Annotated in this window: 20 protein-coding genes; 16 read left to right on the forward strand and 4 right to left on the reverse strand. The window is 70.1% G+C overall.

Annotation, left to right across the window (positions count from 1 at the left end; all coding sequences use genetic code 11):
* Window positions 1-175: 175 nt before the first annotated feature.
* Together ACFY1U_RS43750 and ACFY1U_RS43755 are read left to right on the forward strand one after the other, a co-directional pair.
* Entirely contained in the window at window positions 176-1,303 is a 1,128-nt protein-coding gene (locus ACFY1U_RS43750; RefSeq protein ID WP_390699666.1) for a ferrochelatase, read from the forward strand.
* An 8-nt stretch (window positions 1,304-1,311) separates the two neighbouring features.
* Window positions 1,312-2,127: an inositol monophosphatase family protein gene (locus tag ACFY1U_RS43755; RefSeq protein WP_390699667.1), complete on the forward strand. Its 816-nt coding sequence runs from the start codon at window positions 1,312-1,314 to the stop codon at window positions 2,125-2,127.
* 237 nt (window positions 2,128-2,364) lie between these two features.
* On the opposite strand, the gene ACFY1U_RS43760 is transcribed toward ACFY1U_RS43755, so the two are convergent.
* Window positions 2,365-2,529, reverse strand: coding sequence for a hypothetical protein (locus ACFY1U_RS43760; RefSeq protein WP_016432180.1), 165 nt, complete (start codon window positions 2,527-2,529; stop codon window positions 2,365-2,367).
* A gap of 439 nt (window positions 2,530-2,968) precedes the next feature.
* On the opposite strand from ACFY1U_RS43760, the gene ACFY1U_RS43765 reads away from it, so the two are divergent.
* The 4 genes from ACFY1U_RS43765 to ACFY1U_RS43780 all read left to right on the forward strand — a co-directional run bounded on the left by ACFY1U_RS43765 (window position 2,969) and on the right by ACFY1U_RS43780 (window position 6,491).
* The gene (locus tag ACFY1U_RS43765; protein ID WP_003993508.1) at window positions 2,969-3,622 is read left to right on the forward strand and encodes a response regulator transcription factor; all 654 of its coding nucleotides are present in this window, start codon (window positions 2,969-2,971) and stop codon (window positions 3,620-3,622) included.
* A 6-nt stretch (window positions 3,623-3,628) separates the two neighbouring features.
* Window positions 3,629-4,864 carry a sensor histidine kinase gene (locus tag ACFY1U_RS43770; RefSeq protein ID WP_390699668.1) on the forward strand — a complete coding sequence of 412 codons (1,236 nt, stop codon included), beginning with the start codon at window positions 3,629-3,631 and terminating at the stop codon, window positions 4,862-4,864.
* A 393-nt stretch (window positions 4,865-5,257) separates the two neighbouring features.
* On the forward strand, window positions 5,258-5,554 hold the full coding sequence (locus ACFY1U_RS43775; RefSeq protein WP_005481602.1) for a DUF4193 domain-containing protein: 297 nt from the start codon (window positions 5,258-5,260) through the stop codon (window positions 5,552-5,554).
* 13 nt (window positions 5,555-5,567) lie between these two features.
* Window positions 5,568-6,491 carry a hypothetical protein gene (locus ACFY1U_RS43780; RefSeq protein WP_390699669.1) on the forward strand — a complete coding sequence of 308 codons (924 nt, stop codon included), beginning with the start codon at window positions 5,568-5,570 and terminating at the stop codon, window positions 6,489-6,491.
* A 6-nt stretch (window positions 6,492-6,497) separates the two neighbouring features.
* Here the strand turns inward: ACFY1U_RS43780 and ACFY1U_RS43785 are convergent, their stop codons facing one another.
* Entirely contained in the window at window positions 6,498-6,962 is a 465-nt protein-coding gene (locus tag ACFY1U_RS43785) for a DUF3093 domain-containing protein (RefSeq protein WP_390699670.1), read from the reverse strand.
* Between the two features lie 58 nt (window positions 6,963-7,020).
* Here ACFY1U_RS43785 and ACFY1U_RS43790 point away from each other — a divergent pair, with 58 nt between their 5' ends.
* The 9 genes from ACFY1U_RS43790 to ACFY1U_RS43830 all read left to right on the forward strand — a co-directional run bounded on the left by ACFY1U_RS43790 (window position 7,021) and on the right by ACFY1U_RS43830 (window position 15,603).
* On the forward strand, window positions 7,021-7,605 hold the full coding sequence (locus ACFY1U_RS43790; RefSeq protein WP_351483080.1) for a PaaI family thioesterase: 585 nt from the start codon (window positions 7,021-7,023) through the stop codon (window positions 7,603-7,605).
* Entirely contained in the window at window positions 7,602-8,153 is a 552-nt protein-coding gene (dut, locus tag ACFY1U_RS43795; protein WP_390699671.1) for a dUTP diphosphatase, read from the forward strand. The genes ACFY1U_RS43790 and dut overlap by 4 nt, the downstream gene beginning before the upstream one ends.
* A 1-nt stretch (window position 8,154) precedes the next feature.
* Entirely contained in the window at window positions 8,155-8,916 is a 762-nt protein-coding gene (locus tag ACFY1U_RS43800) for a DUF3710 domain-containing protein (RefSeq protein ID WP_390699672.1), read from the forward strand.
* A 161-nt stretch (window positions 8,917-9,077) separates the two neighbouring features.
* Entirely contained in the window at window positions 9,078-10,256 is a 1,179-nt protein-coding gene (locus ACFY1U_RS43805; RefSeq protein WP_390699673.1) for an alginate lyase family protein, read from the forward strand.
* A gap of 71 nt (window positions 10,257-10,327) precedes the next feature.
* A complete protein-coding gene (locus ACFY1U_RS43810) occupies window positions 10,328-11,020 on the forward strand; it encodes an ABC transporter ATP-binding protein (RefSeq protein ID WP_390699674.1) in 693 nt (230 codons plus the stop codon).
* 122 nt (window positions 11,021-11,142) lie between these two features.
* Window positions 11,143-13,689 (forward strand): ATP-binding protein, encoded by a 2,547-nt coding sequence (locus ACFY1U_RS43815; RefSeq protein WP_390699675.1) that lies wholly within the window; start codon window positions 11,143-11,145, stop codon window positions 13,687-13,689.
* Complete coding sequence (locus ACFY1U_RS43820; RefSeq protein ID WP_390699676.1) at window positions 13,686-14,372, forward strand: response regulator; 687 nt, start codon at window positions 13,686-13,688, stop codon at window positions 14,370-14,372. Before ACFY1U_RS43815 ends, ACFY1U_RS43820 begins: the two co-directional genes overlap by 4 nt.
* A gap of 67 nt (window positions 14,373-14,439) precedes the next feature.
* Window positions 14,440-14,838 carry an OB-fold nucleic acid binding domain-containing protein gene (locus ACFY1U_RS43825; protein ID WP_390699677.1) on the forward strand — a complete coding sequence of 133 codons (399 nt, stop codon included), beginning with the start codon at window positions 14,440-14,442 and terminating at the stop codon, window positions 14,836-14,838.
* 3 nt (window positions 14,839-14,841) lie between these two features.
* Window positions 14,842-15,603 carry a DUF3159 domain-containing protein gene (locus ACFY1U_RS43830; RefSeq protein ID WP_390699678.1) on the forward strand — a complete coding sequence of 254 codons (762 nt, stop codon included), beginning with the start codon at window positions 14,842-14,844 and terminating at the stop codon, window positions 15,601-15,603.
* A gap of 183 nt (window positions 15,604-15,786) precedes the next feature.
* On the opposite strand, the gene ACFY1U_RS43835 is transcribed toward ACFY1U_RS43830, so the two are convergent.
* Together ACFY1U_RS43835 and ACFY1U_RS43840 are read right to left on the reverse strand one after the other, a co-directional pair.
* Window positions 15,787-16,464 carry a TrkA family potassium uptake protein gene (locus ACFY1U_RS43835; protein WP_232646856.1) on the reverse strand — a complete coding sequence of 226 codons (678 nt, stop codon included), beginning with the start codon at window positions 16,462-16,464 and terminating at the stop codon, window positions 15,787-15,789.
* Window positions 16,464-17,135 (reverse strand): potassium channel family protein, encoded by a 672-nt coding sequence (locus ACFY1U_RS43840; protein ID WP_390699679.1) that lies wholly within the window; start codon window positions 17,133-17,135, stop codon window positions 16,464-16,466. Before ACFY1U_RS43840 ends, ACFY1U_RS43835 begins: the two co-directional genes overlap by 1 nt.
* A gap of 383 nt (window positions 17,136-17,518) precedes the next feature.
* Here ACFY1U_RS43840 and ACFY1U_RS43845 point away from each other — a divergent pair, with 383 nt between their 5' ends.
* Window positions 17,519-19,573: an APC family permease gene (locus tag ACFY1U_RS43845; protein WP_390699680.1), complete on the forward strand. Its 2,055-nt coding sequence runs from the start codon at window positions 17,519-17,521 to the stop codon at window positions 19,571-19,573.
* Window positions 19,574-19,595: the final 22 nt, after the last annotated feature.

The following is a 19,595-nucleotide window of genomic DNA, read 5'->3' on the forward strand; positions in this document are numbered from 1 at the left end:
CGGAAAGGTGCTGGCTGCGGCTCAGTAAGGTGCGAATACAGCTGATACAGCTTACGAGTGGGATCACCCTAATGCACCCGGCAATTCGGCGGGTGAACGCGTCCGGAATGCGGCCCGCCCCCGCTGGTCACCCCGTCGTTTCCCGGCTGTCAGTGCCGGGTGGCAGGATCGACCCATGTCAGACGCGCTCGATGCCACCCCCTACGACGCCCTGCTCCTGCTCTCGTTCGGCGGCCCGGAGGGCCCGGACGACGTGGTCCCGTTCCTGGAGAACGTGACGCGCGGGCGGGGCATCCCCAAGGAACGCCTGAAGGAAGTCGGGCAGCACTACTTCCTGTTCGGCGGGGTCAGCCCCATCAACGACCAGAACCGCGCCCTGCTGGACGCCCTCCGCAAGGACTTCGCGGACCACGGCCTGGACCTGCCGATCCACTGGGGCAACCGCAACTGGGCGCCCTACCTGACGGACACCCTGCGCGAGATGGTCGCCGCCGGCCACCGCCGCATCCTGGTCCTCGCCACCAGCGCCTACGCCTCGTACTCGGGCTGCCGCCAGTACCGGGAGAACCTCGCCGACTCGCTCGCCGAACTGGAGGCCGAGGGCCTGGAGCTGCCGAAGATCGACAAGCTCCGGCACTACTTCAACCACGAGGGCTTCGTGGAGCCCATGATCGAGGGTGTGCTGCAGTCCCTGGCAGACCTCCCCGAGGACGTTCGGGACGGAGCGCACCTCGCGTTCTCGACGCATTCCATCCCCACCGCGTCCGCGGACACCTCCGGCCCCGTAGAGGACCACGGCGAGGGCGGCGCGTACGTCGAGCAGCACCTGGAGGTGGCTCAGCTGATCGCCGACGCGGTCCGCGAGCGCACCGGCGTCGACCACCCCTGGCAGCTCGTCTACCAGTCGCGCTCCGGCGCCCCGCACATCCCGTGGCTCGAGCCCGACATCTGCGACCACCTGGAGGAGCGGCACGCGGCCGGCGCCCCGGCGGTCGTCATCGCCCCCATCGGTTTCGTCTCCGACCACATGGAGGTCCTCTACGACCTCGACACGGAGGCCAAGGCGAAGGCCGAGGAGCTGGGCCTGCCGATGCGCCGCTCGGCCACCGTCGGCGCCGACCCGCGCTTCGCCGCCGCGATCCGCGACCTCGTACTGGAGCGGGCGTCCGTGGAGCGCGGCGAGGAGGTCACGCCCTGCGCCCTGGGCGCCCTCGGCGCGAGCCACAACGTCTGCCCGGTCGGCTGCTGCCCGGCCCGTGCGCCCCGTCCGGCCGCCGCGGGCGTCGACAGCCCCTACGTGTGAGGAGCCCCGTGACCGACCCCCTGCATCAGGAACTGCTCGCACTGGCCCAGGAGGCCGCCCGCCGCGCCGGGGAGCTGCTGCGGGACGGCCGCCCGGCCGACCTCGCGGTCGCCGCGACCAAGTCGAGCCCGATCGACGTGGTCACCGAGATGGACATCGCGGCGGAGAAGCTGATCACGGACCTGATCTCCGTCCGACGCCCGGACGACGGCTTCCTCGGTGAGGAGGGCGCCTCCACCGAGGGCACCAGCGGGATCCGCTGGGTGATCGACCCGCTCGACGGCACGGTCAACTACCTGTACGGGCTGCCCACCTGGGCCGTCTCCATCGCGGCCGAGCAGGACGGCGAGACCGTCGTCGGGGTCGTCGCCGCCCCGATGCGCGGGGAGACGTACCACGCGGTCCGCGGCGGCGGAGCGCGCGCCACGGGCGCCTGGGAGGGCGAGCGCGAGCTGGCCTGCCGCCCCGCGCCGCCCCTCGACCAGGCGCTGGTCTCCACGGGCTTCAACTACGTCACCGAGGTCCGCACCCACCAGGCCGAGGTCGCGCAGAAGCTGATCCCCCTGCTGCGCGACATCCGGCGCAGCGGCTCTGCCGCCGTCGACCTGTGCGATCTCGCGGCCGGCCGGCTCGACGGCTACTACGAGCGCGGGCTGCACCCGTGGGACCTCGCGGCCGGCGACCTCATCGCCCGGGAAGCGGGCGCGCTGACCGGTGGGCGCCCCGGAGAGCGCCCCGCACACGCCCTGACGGTCGCCGCCACCCCAGGCGTCTTCGAGCCCCTCCAGCGCCTGCTGGAGGACTTCGGCGCCTGGCACGACTGACTGCGGCACAGGCCCTCCGACGCCCACTGCACCGCCGGACACCGGCCGGGAGTGAGCCGGAGGGGGCGCGCCGGTGTCGAGACGGTGAACGCGCGGAGGCGCGAAGCGCTGAGCACGATCGCCGTCTCGACACCGGCTGGGGCGCCCCCGCAGGCGAACGACCCAGACAAACAGACCCCCGGCGCTGGATTCGCCGGGGGCCCGCTGTCGTACGTACGCGCTGATCAGACGCAGACGCTAGGCGCCGACCTCCACACCGTGCTCGGCGGCGAGGCGGCGCAGGTCGTCGAGCTCGCCCTGCTCCACCTCGACGAGGAAGTCGTCGCCCTCGTCGCGAGCCCGCGTCAGGTCGGACTCGGTCGTCCTTATGCGCTGCAGAAGTCCTGCGGTGAATGCGTCCATGCTGCGCCCCCTCGTCCTGGGTCGTGGGTCGATGGCACGGGGGTGTGCCGTTCGGAAGGGGCGATCACGTCTCCATCAGGTGCCCGGCACACGGACGCCGGGGGTGGCGACGGTGCCGGACACCCACGCCCACTCTGCGGAAAGCGGATTGCGCCGTGCCGCATGGTGCTGCGGCACTAGCAGAGCGTGATCGCGGGGTATGAACCGTCCTCCCCCCGCTCCCTTCCACGGAAACCTCAACCCGGCGAGAAAATCTCGCATTCCCGGGTCCCACACCTGTCCTTCATCCCGACCTCATCCTGACCTCACGCTCCGCCCACCCGCCTTACCGCCGACTTATGACCGAAAAGGGCAGGATGGAAGCACACAGTCATGAAGACCCCTGCCCGCGTGTGCCCTTGCAGGTGCTACGCGGGTGGACACAGGAAGGACAAGCGACGTGCGCGTACTCGTCGTCGAGGACGAGCAGCTGCTCGCCGATGCGGTGGCCACCGGACTGCGCCGGGAGGCCATGGCCGTCGACGTCGTGTACGACGGTGCGGCCGCCCTGGAGCGCATCGGCGTCAACGACTACGACGTGGTCGTCCTCGACCGCGACCTCCCGCTCGTCCACGGCGACGACGTCTGCCGCAAGATCGTGGAACTGGGCATGCCCACGCGCGTGCTGATGCTCACGGCCTCCGGCGACGTCAGCGACCGCGTCGAGGGCCTGGAGATCGGCGCCGACGACTACCTCCCCAAGCCCTTCGCGTTCAGCGAGCTCATCGCACGCGTGCGTGCCCTCGGCCGGCGCACCAGTGTGCCGCTGCCGCCGGTCCTGGAGCGTGCGGGCATCAAGCTCGACCCGAACCGCCGCGAGGTCTTCCGCGACGGCAAGGAGGTGCAGCTCGCGCCCAAGGAGTTCGCCGTCCTGGAGGTGCTGATGCGCTCCGAGGGCGCCGTCGTCTCCGCCGAGCAGCTCCTGGAGAAGGCCTGGGACGAGAACACCGACCCGTTCACGAACGTCGTGCGCGTGACCGTCATGACCTTGCGCCGCAAGCTGGGCGAGCCGCCCGTGATCGTCACCGTGCCCGGCTCCGGCTACCGGATCTGATGCGCGATGGCCGCAACACCCGCTCTCCCCACGGCACCCCCCAAGCCCACCTGGGACCCCAGGAAGCCCGAGCCGCCGTTCCCCTGGCTGCGCCCGACCATCCGGATACGCCTCACGCTGCTGTACGGCGGCATGTTCCTGATCGCCGGCATCCTGCTGCTGTCGATCATCTACCTGCTGGCGGCACAGGCCCTCCATGAGGGCAGTGGCCAGGCGTTCTCGGTGTCCGGCAACTTCGACATCACCAGCACCACCTGCCCCGCCGTGAACTCGGCACCGCTGAGCGAGGTCAGCTCGATCCTCAAGCAGTGCGACGCCATCCAGCGCCAGCACGCCCTCGACGATCTGCTCAGCCGCTCCCTGCTCGCGCTTCTCGGCCTCGCGATCATCGCCTTCGCCTTCGGTTACGCCATGGCAGGCCGGGTGCTCTCCCCGCTCGGCCGGATTCTCCGCACGGCGCGCGCGGTGGCCGGCTCGGACCTGTCCCGCCGGATCGAGCTGGACGGCCCGGACGACGAGATCAAGGAACTGGCCGACACCTTCGACGACATGCTGGAGCGTCTGCAGCGTGCCTTCACCGCCCAGCAGCGCTTCGTCGGCAACGCCTCGCACGAGCTGCGCACACCCCTCGCGATCAACCGCACGCTCCTCGAGGTGCACCTCTCCGACCCGAACGCGCCGGCGGAGCTGCACCAGCTAGGCAAGACGCTGCTGGCCACCAACGAGCGCAGCGAGCAGCTCGTCGAGGGCCTGCTGCTGCTCGCCCGCAGCGACAACCAGATCGTCGAGCGCAAGCCGGTGGACCTCGCCGAGGTCGCCGAGCAGGCCGTCGACCAGGTGCGCTCGGAGGCGGACGCCAAGGGCGTGGTGATCCGCGGCGAGCAGAAGCCCGCGGTCGTGCAGGGCAACGGCGTGCTCCTGGAGCGGATCGCGCTGAACCTGGTGCAGAACGCCGTGCGGTACAACGTGCCGGAGGACGGCTGGGTCGAGGTCACCACCGAGGTCCAGCACGGCCAGGCGGTCCTGGTCGTGTCGAACACCGGTCCCGTGGTACCTGCGTACGAGATCGACAATCTCTTCGAGCCCTTCCGGCGGCTGCGCACGGAGCGCACGGGCAGCGACAAGGGCGTCGGCCTCGGTCTTTCCATCGTCCGGTCGGTGGCCCGGGCTCACGGCGGGCACATCTCGGCCCAGCCGCGTGAAGGGGGTGGCCTCGTGATGCGCGTCGCGCTGCCGATCTGAGATCATGTCGCCGACACACGGGGATGTTCGCTTTGCGCGGAATTTTCTGGCCGCCGAACGGAGCATCCCATGTGTGATCGATCACAAGGGCGATTTTCCAGCCATCTACTCTCCGTGATCATGAGGACTGCCGTAAAGCCGGGAAAATCCGGGTTTTCGGGTGTCCTGATCACGGGAAGTACAGGGTGAGGCGCCTTTGAAGAGCGGTAGGGGGACCGTGTACGGTCCCGTTCGCCATCCAAGCCGATCACTCTTGAGGAGTCCGGTTGGGTGTCGATTGAGTAACAGACCTTGATGTGAGGCAAAATCTCCGCCTCGGGTCGGGCACAAGTCCGGCCTCTCACGCGTTACGTGCGCTGGAGACACCGCAGACACCCAGAGGGGGAGAGCGACATGGCAACGGATTACGACACCCCACGCAAGACCGACGACGACGTCGACTCGGACAGCCTTGAAGAGCTCAAGGCCAGGCGTAACGACAAGTCGACCTCCGCAGTGGACGTCGACGAGTTCGAGGCCGCCGAAGGCCTGGAGCTGCCCGGCGCGGACCTCTCGAACGAGGAGCTGGCCGTCCGGGTGCTGCCCAAGCAGCAGGACGAGTTCACCTGCATGAGCTGCTTCCTGGTGCACCACCGCAGCCAGCTGGCCCGGGAGAAGAACGGTCAGCCGATCTGCCGCGACTGCGACTGAGGCCGGGTCGGCCGTGACCGGCTCGACCCCTCCTTGGAAGCGCCGCTCCCCTTGGCCGGGAGCGGACGAAGGGCCGCCCGGCGGCCCTCATGGCGCGCGTGACGACGAGCGGGGCCCATCCGGTGCGACACCGGGTACGACAGGGCCCACAGGATCGGCCTCGCTCGAACCGGCGGCCGGCCGGGGTGACCTCCCGGCCCCGCCACAGAAACGTGTGCCCGTCGCCAGACGGGCCGCGGTGATCCGTGACAAGGCCAGGGAAGGTGTCCGCAAGGGCGGCAGCGCCGCCAGGGCGGGCCTGGCGTATGTCGCGGACCGGATCATCGAGATCGCCCCGCGGGTCCCCGTACGGGACCTCGCGGCGCTCCGCAGGCAGTTCCCGGGCCTTGGGCCCGAGCAGCTCGCGGACAAGCTGGTGGCGGGTGCGGCGGCCGCCACCTCGACGGTCGGCGCGGGGATCGGAGCGGCGGCGATGCTGCCCGTACCGCCCGCGATGCCGACGGAACTGGCCGCCGAGATCACCGGGGTCGCCGCGATCGAGCTGAAACTGATCGCCGAACTCCACGAGGTCTACGGTGTACGCCCGCCCGGCAGCCTCAAGCAGCGCAGCACCGCGTATCTCAACTCCTGGTCGGGAGAGCGCGGGATCGTCGTGACCAAGCCGTCGACCGTGAGTTCCGCGCTGAACGGCCCCATGAAGCGCGAACTGCGCCAGCAGATCATGAAACGCATGGTCCGCGACCTGCCGAACCTCATGCCCTTCATGGTGGGAGCCGCCGTGGGGGCGGTCATGAACCGCCGGGACACCAGGAAGCTCGCGGCGCGGATCCGGGGGGACCTGAGAAAGATCCAGGTGCCCTGGGACGCGCTCCCCGAACTCCCGCCCCTGGAGGCCCCGGAGCGGCCGCTGGAGCTGGGGGACGGCTCAGCGGGCTGAGCGGGGTTACGCCACGGCCTCCCTGGCCGTCCTCAGCGCCTGGGCCAGGCGCTCCGGCTCCCGCGTCGACAGATACAGATACGGCGTCGGGTCCTCCGGGTCGGTGACCTCCACGCGCAGGGCCGTGGGGATGTAGGCGCGCAGCAGGAGGAAGGCGCGGGTGTCGGCCTTGTAGGTGCGCCAGGCGCGCGCCTCCTCCGGGTCCAGCACCTCCGCCTCGCCCAGCGCCGTCACCGGGATCTTCGCCTCGCCCGCGATCAGCGACCCGGCCACCACCCGGATGCGGACCGAGCCGTACGCGCTCGCCGCGACCGCCATCGCCGCCGTGCCGCCGACCAGGCCGCCGAGCAGCGGCAGGGTGCCGAAGGGCAGCAGGATCAGGGCGAAGGAGACGCCCACCAGGAAAGAGATCAGCCACCACGAGCGGGGGGCGGTGAGGCGTTCTTCGTAAGGGGTGGCGGAGGGCTGCATGCAGCCAAGCTTGGCATGGTGTCCGGATTCGGTGGACGCGCGGGTAAGGTCTGCGGCTGTGAGTGGTACTTCCCCAGCTCTTCAGCCTCCCGCCGACGCGGTGAAACCGGTGCGGCACCCTGATGCTCCCGCGCCCGGTGAGCTGCTCGGTGCCCACTACGAACAGTGTTTCGGATGCGGCGGCGGGCAGCCTCACGGACTGCACCTGGAGGCACGGGCCGGCGAAGGCGTCACGATCACCGCGGAGTTCACCGTCCAGCCCGCTCACCAGGGGGCGCCCGGACTGGCCCACGGCGGGGTGCTGGCCACCGCCCTGGACGAGACCCTCGGCTCGCTGAACTGGCTGCTCAGGACGATCGCCGTGACCGGACGGCTGGAGACGGACTTCGTGCGGCCCGTACCGGTCGGGACGGTGCTGTATCTGGAGGCCGAGGTCACGGCGGTGGCGGGCCGCAAGATCTACTCCTCCGCCACCGGACGCATCGGCGGCCCGGACGGGCCCGTGGCCGTGCGCGCCGACGCGCTGTTCATCGAGGTGAAGGTCGACCACTTCATCGACAACGGCCGCCCGGAGGAGATCCGGGCCGCCATGGACGACCCGGACCAGAGGCGGCGCGCCCGCGCCTTCGAGGTGAACCCGTGAGCCGTGACCCCGTGAACGTACTGATCCGGCGCGTCGACGCCGACGTACCGCTTCCGTCGTACGCACATCCCGGTGACGCGGGCGCCGATCTGCGGACCACCGAGGCGTGTGAACTGAAGCCGGGCGAGCGGGCCGTGCTGCCCACGGGGGTGTCGATCGCGCTCCCGGACGGGTACGCGGCCTTCGTGCACCCGCGGTCCGGGCTCGCCGCCCGCTGCGGTGTCGCCCTGGTGAATGCCCCGGGGACGGTTGATGCCGGGTACCGTGGGGAGATCAAGGTGATCGTGGTGAATCTCGACCCGCGCGAGGCCGTGCGGTTCGAGCGCTTCGACCGGATTGCCCAACTGGTCGTCCAGCAGGTCGAGAGGGTCTGCTTCCAGGAGGTCGCGGAGCTTCCCGGCTCGGCGCGGGCCGAAGGGGGCTTCGGGTCCACCGGAGGTCATGCGGCGGTGGCCGGGACGAGCAGCACAATCGGTCAGGCCGCCGATGGCGGCACTACGGGTGGGAATCGATACGCTTCGGTCGTATCCGACCGGGAAGGACAGTGACGTGTTCGGACGTCGCAACAAGAAGGGTGCCGCCGAGGACGCGGCCGGCGAGGCCGAGCAGGTCGTCGACTTTGTCGACACTGAGGCGGACGACGAAGAGGGCGAGCGCGAGCGTGTGAGGCTCGAGCCCGAGCCGCGGCCGGACGGGCCCTGGGACGACTCCGAGGTGCGCGACCCCGCAGAGGGCCGCGTGGACCTGGGCGGTCTGTTCGTGCCCGGCGTCGACGGCATGGAGCTGCGGGTCGAGGTCGCGGGCGACGCGATCGTCGCGGCGACCGTCGTGCTGCGCGACAGCGCCATCCAGCTGCAGGCCTTCGCCGCTCCCAAGCGCGAGGGCATCTGGGCCGAGGTGCGCGAGGAGATCGGCTCCGGCATCACCCAGCAGGGTGGCATCGTCGACGAGGTCGAGGGCCCGCTCGGCTGGGAGCTGCGCGCCCAGGTGCCGGTGCAGCTGCCGGACGGCACGGGCGGCTTCCAGGTCGTGCGGTTCGTCGGTGTGGACGGTCCGCGCTGGTTCCTGCGCGGTGTGATCTCCGGCCAGGGCGCGGTGCAGCCGCAGGCGGCCGGTCTGCTCGAGCAGATCTTCCGGGACACGGTCGTGGTCCGCGGCGAGGGCCCGATGGCGCCCCGCGACCCGATCGTCCTGAAGCTGCCGAACGACGCACAGATGGTCCCCGAGGGTGTCCAGCAGGAGGAGGGCTCGCGCTTCTCCGGCGGCATGGGGCAGCTGCAGCGCGGACCGGAGATCACCGAGGTCCGTTAGGCGTTCCGCCGGGCACGACGTCAAAGAGCCGCACCCTTCGGGGCGCGGCTCTTTCGCGTGCGTGACCCCTTGACGGGGCATTGGTCTGTACCTACGGTCTCCGCTCAAAGCGCCTGTTCATAAAGGCGTCTCGCGTTCACATACGAGAATGGATGCCCCTCATGCGTCGCACCGCACCCCTCGCAGCCGCCTCCGTGATTGTCGTGTGCATGATCGCCTGGCCTGCCGCTCGCCCTGCCGATGCCGCCCCCACCACCTTCGTGCACCCCGGAGTCACGGTCTCCAAGGCGCAGTTGGACTTCGCGCGCACCAAGGTCAACGCCGGCGCCCAGCCCTGGAAGGGCGCCTTCGACCAGATGACGGCGAGCAAGTACGCCGACCTGAACCGCACGCCGAAGCCCCGCGCGACCGTCGAATGCGGCTCCTACTCCAACCCCGACCACGGCTGCACGGACGAGCGCCAGGACGCGATCGCCGCGTACACCGACGCACTCGCCTGGTACATCACCCGCGACGACCGGTACGCGAAGAAGTCGATCGAGCTGATGGACGCCTGGTCCGCCGTGATCAAGGAGCACACCAACAGCAACGCGCCCCTGCAGACCGGCTGGGCGGGCTCCTCCTGGCCGAAGGCCGCCGAGATCATCAAGTACATGTACACCGGCGGCTGGGCGAACTCCGGCCGCTTCGCGACCATGCTCCGCGACGTCTACCTCCCCGAGATCATCAACGGCTCCGACTCCAACGGCAATTGGGAGCTGTCGATGATGGAGGCCGCGGTCGGCATCTCCGTCTTCCTCGAGGACAAGGCGTCGTACGACAAGGCCATGGCGAAGTTCCGGACCCGTACCGCCGCGTACGTCTATCTCTCCTCGGACGGCGATCTGCCGAAGACCGTCCCCGGCCAGAACCTCGACACCAAGGCGAAGATCGTCAGCTACTGGCAGGGGCAGTCCACCTTCGTCACCGGGCTCACCCAGGAGACCTGCCGTGACTTCACCCACACGGGATACGGCATCTCGGCGATCTCCCACGTCGCCGAGACCAGCCGGATCCAGGGCCAGGACCTGTACGGCACCGACGTCGGCGAGCGGCTGCGGCAGGCGCTCGGGTTCCAGGCCAAGTACCAGCTGGGCGCCACCGTCCCCGGCTGGCTGTGCGGCGGCTCGCTGAAGCTCGGGCTCGGGCCCGTCACCGAGGTCGGCTACAACGCCCTGCACAACCGCCTCGGCATCGCGATGAGCAACACCCGGACGCTGACCGAGCAGCAGCGCCCGGCCGGCACCAACAGCCTCTTCGTCGCCTGGGAGACCCTCACCCACGGGGACGATCCGAACTGACCGACCGTTGAAGGACCGGGCGCCTGGTGACGATACTGACGCCCGGCCGACGGCTGCACGGGGGAGGGCACATGAGTCAGGTGGTCACCGGGACCATGGTGCGGGTCGAGAACGTCCACAAGTCCTACGGCCATGGAGCGGCCGCCGTGCATGCCCTGCGCGATGTCTCCTTCGACGTGCCGCGCGGCGAACTCGTGGCCCTCAAGGGTCGCTCGGGATCGGGCAAGACGACGCTCCTCAACATCGTCGGCGGACTCGACGTACCGGACGAGGGGCGGGTGTGGGTCGACGGCCTCGACCTGTCACAGCTCGGCGAGGACGGACTTCTGGCCCTGCGGCGCGATCGCGTCGGTTTCGTGTTCCAGTCCTTCGGGCTGATCCCTATCCTCACGGCCGCCGAGAACGTCGGCGTGCCGATGCGGCTGCGCCGGGCCGAGGTGCGCGAGCGCGAGGAGCGCGTCGAACTGCTGCTCGCCCTCGTCGGCCTCACCGACCACGCGGCACAGCGGCCCGGCGAGCTGTCCGGCGGCCAGCAGCAGCGGGTCGCCATCGCCCGCGCCCTCGCCAACAGCCCCGCGCTCCTCGTCGCCGACGAGCCGACCGGCCAGCTGGACGCGGAGACCGGGCACGCCGTCATGGAGCTGCTGCGGGCCGTCGTCGACAGCGAACAGGTCACCGCCCTGGTCGCCACCCATGACGCGACCCTGCTGGACCTCGCCGACCGGGTGCTGGAGCTGCGCGACGGGGAGATCGTCGAGCCCTGAGCGGCACGGCGTCAGAGTTCCGTCAAAGACGGCGCCGCTGCCGCTGCCGAGACCTTTTGTCGCGATTGCTGGCCGTAGGGTCGACGCTGCGTGGGCAGCAGTGACCGGAAGACAATGGGGCCATGGGACGCGGCAAGCTTCGGATCTATCTCGGTGCGGCACCGGGTGTCGGCAAGACGTACGCGATGCTCTCCGAGGCGCACCGGCGGGTGGAGCGGGGCACCGACTGCGTGGTGGCCTTCGTGGAGCACCACGGGCGGCCGCGCACCGAGGTGATGCTGCACGGCCTGGAGCAGGTGGCCCGCAAGGAGCTGGCGTACCGGGACACGGTCTTCACCGAGATGGACGTCGACGCCGTCCTCGCCCGCGGCCCCCAGGTGGCTCTGGTGGACGAGCTCGCCCACACCAATGTCCCCGGCTCCCGCAACGCCAAGCGCTGGCAGGACGTGGAGGAACTGCTCGCGGCGGGCATCGACGTCGTCTCGACCGTCAACATCCAGCACCTGGAGTCGCTCGGCGACGTCGTCGACTCGATCACCGGTGTACGGCAGCGGGAGACCGTGCCGGACGAGGTGGTGCGGCGGGCGGACCAGATAGAGCTCGTCGACATGTCGCCCGAGGCGCTGCGTCGGCGGATGGCGCACGGCAACATCTACCAGCCCGACAAGGTCGACGCGGCCCTGTCGAACTACTTCCGGCCGGGCAATCTGACCGCCCTGCGGGAGCTGGCCCTGCTGTGGGTGGCGGACCGGGTCGACGAGTATCTGAAGCAGTACCGCAGCGACCACCGGGTGTCGAAGATATGGGGCTCGCGGGAGCGGATCGTGGTCGGCCTGACCGGCGGACCCGAGGGCCGCACCCTCATCCGGCGGGCCGCGCGCCTCGCCGAGAAGGGCGCGGGCGGCGAAGTGCTCGCCGTCTACATAGCCAGCAGTGACGGGCTGACGGCCGCCTCGCCGAAGGAACTGGCCGTGCAGCGCACCCTCGTGGAGGACCTCGGCGGCACCTTCCACCACGTGGTCGGCGACGACGTACCGGCGGCGCTGCTCGCCTTCGCACGCGGGGTCAACGCCACCCAGATAGTGCTCGGCGTCTCACGGCGCAAGAGCTGGCAGTACGTCTTCGGCCCGGGCGTCGGCGCGACGGTCGCCCGCGACTCGGGGTCCGACCTCGACGTCCATCTGATCACGCACGACGAGGCGGGCAAGGGGCGCGGGCTGCCGGTGGCCCGGGGGGCACGGCTCGGCCGGTCGCGGATCATCGCGGGCTGGCTGGTCGGCGTGCTCGGCCCCGCGGTCCTCGCGGTGCTCCTGAACACCGTCCATCTCGGCCTCGCCAACGACATGCTGCTGTTCCTGGCGGTGACCGTCGCGGCGGCGCTGCTCGGCGGCCTGCTGCCCGCGCTGGCCTCGGCCGCGCTCGGCTCGCTGCTGCTGAACTACTTCTACACACCGCCCCTGCACCGCTGGACCATCGCCGACCCGAAGAACATCGTCGCCATCGTGATCTTCGTGGGCGTCGGCGTCTCGGTGGCCTCGGTGGTCGACCTCGCCGCCCGGCGCACCCACCAGGCGGCCCGGCTGCGTGCCGAGTCGGAGATCCTGTCGTTCCTCGCGGGCAACGTGCTGCGCGGCGAGACCGGCCTGGAGGAGCTCCTCGAACGGGTCCGCGAGACCTTCGGCATGGAGTCGGCGGCCCTGCTGGAGCGGGCCGGCGACCACGACCCGTGGACCTGCGCGGGCCGCGCCGGCCTGGGCCCCGCGGTGCAGCGGCCGGACGAGGCGGACGTCGACGTACCGGCCGGGGACCACATGGCGCTCGCGCTGACCGGGCGGGTGCTGCCCGCCGAGGACCGCCGGGTGCTGGCCGCGTTCGCCGCCCAGGCCGCCGTCGTACTGGACCGCCGGCGCCTTGAGGAGGAGGCCGAACAGGCCCGGACGCTGGCCGAGGGCAACCGCATCCGGACGGCGCTGCTGGCCGCCGTGAGCCATGACCTCCGTACCCCTCTGGCCGGGATCAAGGCGGCCGTGTCGTCGTTGCGCTCGGACGACGTGGCGTGGTCCGAGGAGGACCAGGCGGAGCTGCTGGAGGGCATCGAGGAGGGCGCCGACCGGCTCGACCACCTGGTGGGCAACCTCCTCGACATGTCCCGTCTGCAGACCGGTACGGTCACCCCGCTGATCCGCGAGGTCGACCTCGACGAGGTCGTACCGATGGCGCTGGTCGGGGTGCCCGAGGACAGCGTCGAACTGGACGTGCCGGAGAGCCTGCCCATGGTCGACGTGGACCCGGGCCTCCTGGAGCGGTCGGTGGCCAACCTGGTCGAGAACGCCGTCAAGTACAGCCCGCAGGGCGAGGCGGTACTGGTCGCCGCCAGCGCCATCGCCGACCGTGTCGAGGTACGCGTGGTCGACCGCGGGCCCGGCGTCCCCGACGACGCCAAGGAGCGCATCTTCGAGCCCTTCCAGCGCTACGGCGACGCCCCGCGCGGGGCCGGTGTGGGCCTCGGCCTCGCCGTGGCGCGCGGTTTCGTCGAGGCCATGGGCGGCACCCTCGACGCCGAGGACACACCCGGCGGCGGCCTCAGCATGGTCCTCACCCTGCGCGCGGCAGGATCGCGCGCGCCCGAGCTTCTCAACCCGGCGGAACCCGAAAGGCAGGCCACATGACCCGTGTGCTGGTCATCGATGACGAGCCGCAGATCGTGCGCGCCCTCGTGATCAATCTCAAGGCGCGCAAGTACGAGGTCGACGCGGCCCACGACGGCGCCACCGCCCTGCAGCTCGCAGCCGCCCGCCACCCCGACGTGGTCGTCCTGGACCTGGGTCTGCCCGACATGGACGGCGTCGAGGTGATCCGCGGACTGCGCGGCTGGACCCGTGTGCCGATCCTGGTGCTGTCCGCCCGGCACACCTCCGACGAGAAGGTCGAGGCCCTCGACGCCGGCGCCGACGACTACGTCACCAAGCCCTTCGGCATGGACGAACTGCTCGCCCGGCTGCGGGCCGCCGTGCGCCGCGCCGAGCCGGTCGGCGTCGGCGAGGACGACGTGACCACCGTGGAGACCGAGGGGTTCACCGTCGACCTCGCCGCGAAGAAGGTCAACAGGCAAGGCAAGGACGTACGGCTCACGCCCACCGAGTGGCATCTGCTGGAGGTGCTGGTGCGCAACACGGGCCGGCTGGTGAGCCAGAAGCAGCTCCTGCAGGAAGTGTGGGGTCCGTCATACGGGACCGAGACGAACTACCTGAGGGTGTACATGGCCCAGCTGCGCAGGAAGCTGGAGGCGGACCCCTCGCACCCTGAGCACTTCATCACGGAGCCTGGGATGGGGTACCGGTTCGAGAGGTGAGGGGCGTCGGTTCGGGCGCCGGGGCCGCGGGTACGTAGCTGTCAGTGCGCCCCGGTACGCTTCAGATATGAGTGCTGTTCCTCGTTCCGAAAAGCCGGTGGGCCGGATCCGGCGCATGCTCGACCGGCTCTCCTCTTCGCAGGAGGACCTGGAGTCCGAGGAGCTGCGGGAGGACACCGCGACCGCCGGATGCACCCGGATCGGTGACTGTCACGACCGACAGATCGTCACGGTTACTGGTACCTTGCGCACGGTCACCCTGCGGCCGCGTGCGGGCGTCCCGGCCCTGGAGGCCGAGCTGTTCGACGGCTCCGCCGCCCTGGACGTGGTGTGGCTCGGCAGGCGCTCCATCGTGGGCATAGAACCGGGGCGCAGGCTGATCGCATCGGGTCGCGTCTCGCTCAGCCGGGGCCGCCGGGTGCTGTTCAATCCGAAGTACGAACTGAGACCCCTCGGACGGGAGTAGCCGGTGACGTCGCTCGACAAGCCGACCGAAGACACGTCTGCCGACGACGCCCGGGCGGTGACCGAGGCCGCCCTGTTCGAAGCGTTCGGCGGAGTGCGGGGCATGGTCGAGACGGTGCTGCCCGGCCTCCTCTTCGTCACCATCTTCACGATCAACAAGGACCTGCACTGGTCGGCCATCGCCGCCCTCGCCGTGTCCCTGCTGCTCGTGGTGGTCCGTCTGGTCATGCGGGACACCGTCAAGCACGCGTTCAGCGGTGTCTTCGGCGTGGCCTTCGGTGTCGTCTTCGCGATGATGACGGGCAACGCCAAGGACTTCTACCTCCCCGGCATGCTCTACACGCTGGGCCTGGCGCTGGCGTACATCGTCACGACCCTGTGCGGGGTGCCGCTGCTCGGGCTGATCCTCGGACCGGTGTTCAAGGAGAACCTCTCCTGGCGGACGCGTAATCCGGGGCGCAAGAAGGCGTATGCGAAGGCCAGTTGGGCCTGGGGGCTGATTCTGCTCGCCAAGTGCGCGATTCTCTTCCCGCTGTACTGGTGGGCGAACACGGCGCAGTTGGGCTGGGTGCTGGTCGCGCTGAAGATCCCGCCGTTCCTGCTGGCCGTCTGGCTCACCTGGGTGTTCCTGGCGAAGGCGCCCGCGCCGATCGACGTGTTCGCGGAGATGGAGGCGGAGGAGCAGGCCGAGAAGGAGCGGGCCGCTGCGGATTCCGCTGCCGCGGGGGCTGAGGCGAGTGGCGGGCGGCACCGGCGGGAGGCGTAGTCCCTGGGGGCTGCGCCCCCAGACCCCCGCTTTCGGCCTGGCGGCCTCGTCCTCAAACGCCGGACGGGCTGAAAGACTCGAACGCCAGACGGGCTGAAGACTCGATCGCCGGACGGGCTGAAAACAACAAAACAAAGGGCGCCCCTGGGTTCAGGGGCGCCCTTCGTCGTACCGGACGAGCGATCAGCTCGCCGTGTCCTCGCGCCGCACCGAGAGCAGGTCCTCCAGCTGTTCCTCTCGGGCCTGGGCGGCGACGAACAGGAGTTCGTCGCCCGGTTCCAGGGAGTCTTCGCGGGACGGGGTGAGGACCCGGGTGCCGCGGATGATGGTGACCAGGGACGTGTCCTCGGGCCATTCGACGTCGCCGACCTGGGTGCCGGCCAGGGCCGACTCCTCCGGCAGCGTCAGCTCCACCAGGTTCGCGTCGCCGTGGCTGAAGCGGAGCAGGCGCACCAGGTCGCCGACCGAGACCGCTTCCTCGACCAGGGCCGACATCAGACGGGGGGTCGAGACCGCCACGTCGACGCCCCAGGACTCGTTGAAGAGCCACTCGTTCTTGGGGTTGTTGACGCGGGCCACGACGCGCGGGACGCCGTACTCCGTCTTCGCGAGGAGCGAGACGACCAGGTTCACCTTGTCGTCGCCCGTGGCGGCGATCACCACGTTGCAGCGCTGCAGCGCCGCCTCGTCCAGCGAGGTGATCTCGCAGGCGTCGGCCAGCAGCCACTCCGCCTGCGGGACGCGCTCGACCGAGATGGCCGTCGGCGCCTTGTCGACGAGCAGGACCTCGTGGCCGTTCTCCAGCAGCTCGCCCGCGATCGAGCGGCCGACCGCGCCGGCACCGGCAATGGCGACCCTCATCAGTGACCGCCCTCCTCTTCGGGACCCTTGGCGAAGGACGCCTCGACCTTGTCGACCTCGTCGGTGCGCATCATCACGTGCACCAGGTCGCCTTCCTGCAGCACCGTCTGCGAGCTGGGCAGGATCGCCTCGCCGAGCCGGGTGAGGAACGCCACGCGGACGCCCGTCTCCTCCTGCAACTTGCTGATCTTGTGGCCGACCCAGGCGGGGGAGGCGTGGACCTCGGCGAGCTGGACACCGCCGGTGGGATCGCGCCAGAGCGGCTCGGCGCCCGAGGGGAGCAGCCGGCGCAGCATCTGGTCGGCCGTCCAGCGGACCGTCGCGACGGTGGGGATGCCGAGGCGCTGGTAGACCTCGGCACGACGCGGGTCGTAGATACGGGCTGCGACGTTCTCCACGCCGAACATCTCGCGGGCCACCCGCGCGGAGATGATGTTCGAGTTGTCGCCGCTGGACACGGCGGCGAAGGCGCCGGCCTCCTCGATGCCGGCCTCGCGCAGGGTGTCCTGGTCGAAGCCGATCCCGGTGACCCGGCGGCCGCCGAATCCCGGGCCGAGTCGGCGGAAGGCCGTGGGGTCCTGGTCGATCACTGCGACCGTGTGCCCCTGTTGCTCCAGGGTCTGGGCAAGCGCGGAACCCACTCTTCCGCAGCCCATGATGACGATGTGCACGACCGTCCTTCCGGTGTCAAGTGTTACTGCTCAGCCACATCAGGGTCTCAGACAGACGCCCAAGCTACACACGCGCGGTAGGACGACGGCACCCCTGTGCACGGTTGCCGCGCGGCATGGGACCTCAGCGACGGCTGATGCTGCGGACGCTGGCAAGAGTCAGGATTCCGAGGCCGACGAGCGCCGCCGCGGCGCCGATGAGCTCTGCGGTGGCATGCATGGAACCTCCAAGGGGCGGCAACTGGGGCGGTGATTGTCATATAGGCATGAGGACGCGGCGGCCTGCGGAATCCGTCGCCGGAGCCCCCTTTGTTTTCACCCGGAGGGCAGATGGGTGGGGGAGGGTGGTTGGGCGCCCGTTCGAACGCCTACGATTACCTGTTGTGTCCAAACTGACCGACGTGCCCAAACGGATCCTGATCGGGCGCGCACTGCGCAGTGACCGGCTGGGCGAAACGCTCCTGCCGAAGCGCATCGCCCTCCCCGTCTTCGCCTCCGACCCGCTGTCCTCCGTGGCCTACGCACCAGGAGAGGTGCTGCTGGTCCTGTCCATCGCGGGCGTGTCGGCGTACCACTTCAGCCCCTGGATCGCCCTCGCGGTCGTCGTGCTGATGTTCACCGTGGTCGCTTCCTACCGGCAGAACGTGCATGCCTACCCCAGCGGCGGCGGCGACTACGAGGTCGCGACCACCAACCTGGGCGCCAAGGCGGGCCTGACCGTGGCCAGCGCCCTGCTCGTCGACTACGTCCTCACCGTCGCCGTGTCGATCGCGTCCGGCATCGAGAACCTCGGCTCCGCGATCCCGTTCGTGGTCGAGCACAAGGTGCTGTGCGCCGTCTCGGTGATCGTGCTGCTGACGCTGATGAACCTGCGCGGCGTGAAGGAGTCCGGCAAGCTCTTCGCGATCCCGACGTATGTGTTCGTCGGCGGCGTGTTCATCATGATCGCCTGGGGCGCGTTCCGCGGGCTGGTGCTGGGCGACACCATGCGGGCGCCGACGGCGGGGTACACGATCAAGGCCGAGCACCAGGGGCTGGCCGGTTTCGCGCTGGTCTTCCTGATGCTGCGTGCCTTCTCCTCCGGCTGTGCCGCGCTCACCGGTGTCGAGGCGATCTCCAACGGTGTGCCGGCCTTCCGCAAGCCCAAGTCGAAGAACGCGGCGACCACGCTCGCCGCGATGGGTCTTCTCGCCGTCACCATGTTCTGCGGGATCATCGCCCTCGCGCTGACGACCAAGGTCCGTATGGCCGAGAACCCGGCCACCGACCTGCTCGAGCACGGCGTCGCGATCGGCTCCGGCTATGTGCAGAACCCGGTGATCACCCAGGTGGCGGAGGCCGTCTTCGGCAAGGGCAGCTTCCTGTTCGTGGTGCTCGCCGCGGCCACCGCCCTGGTGCTGTTCCTGGCCGCCAACACCGCGTACAACGGCTTTCCGGTGCTCGGCTCGATCCTCGCCCAGGACCGCTATCTGCCCCGCCAGCTGCACACCCGCGGCGACCGCCTGGCGTTCTCGAACGGCATCGTGCTCCTCGCGGGTGCGGCCACCCTGCTGACCGTGATCTACGGCGCCGACTCGACGCGGCTGATCCAGCTGTACATCGTCGGCGTGTTCGTGTCCTTCACGCTCAGCCAGACCGGCATGGTCCGGCACTGGAACCGCCACCTGGCCGTCGAGAAGGACGTCGCCAAGCGCCGCCACATGGTGCGCTCCCGCGCGATCAACGCCTTCGGTGCCTTCTTCACCGGCCTGGTGCTGGTCGTCGTCCTGGTCACCAAGTTCACGCACGGCGCCTGGGTCGCCCTGCTCGGCATGGTGATCTTCTACGCGACGATGACCGCGATCCGTAAGCACTACGACGGCGTGGCCGCGGAGATCGCGGCCCCCGAGGGCCCGAGCGACGACAGCGTACGGCCCTCCCGCGTCCACTCGGTGGTCCTGATCTCGAAGATCCACCGCCCGACGCTGCGCGCCCTCGCCTACGCCAAGCTGATGCGCTCCGACAGCCTGGAGGCGCTCACCGTCAACGTCGACGCGGCGGAGACGAAGGCGCTGAAGGAGGAGTGGGAGCGGCGCGGCATCGACGTACCGCTGAAGGTGCTCGACTCGCCGTACCGCGAGATCACGCGGCCGATCATCGAGTACGTCAGAAGCCTGCGCAAGGAGTCGCCGCGCGACGCGGTGTCCGTGATCATCCCCGAGTACGTGGTCGGCCACTGGTACGAGCATCTGCTGCACAACCAGAGCGCGCTCCGGCTCAAGGGCCGGCTGCTGTTCACGCCGGGCATCATGGTGACGTCCGTGCCCTACCAGCTGCAGTCCTCGGAGGCGGCGAAGAGCAGGGCCCGCAAGCGGCAGGAGTGGAACGCGCCGGGTTCGGTGCGGCGCGGTCCGGCCGAGGAGGGCCGGCCGAAGCAGCCCTCGGGCTCCCAGAGCTGACACACGTCGGTCAACGGCCGGA

Source organism: Streptomyces sp. NPDC001351 (genome assembly GCF_042896045.1).
Lineage (GTDB): Bacteria > Actinomycetota > Actinomycetes > Streptomycetales > Streptomycetaceae > Streptomyces.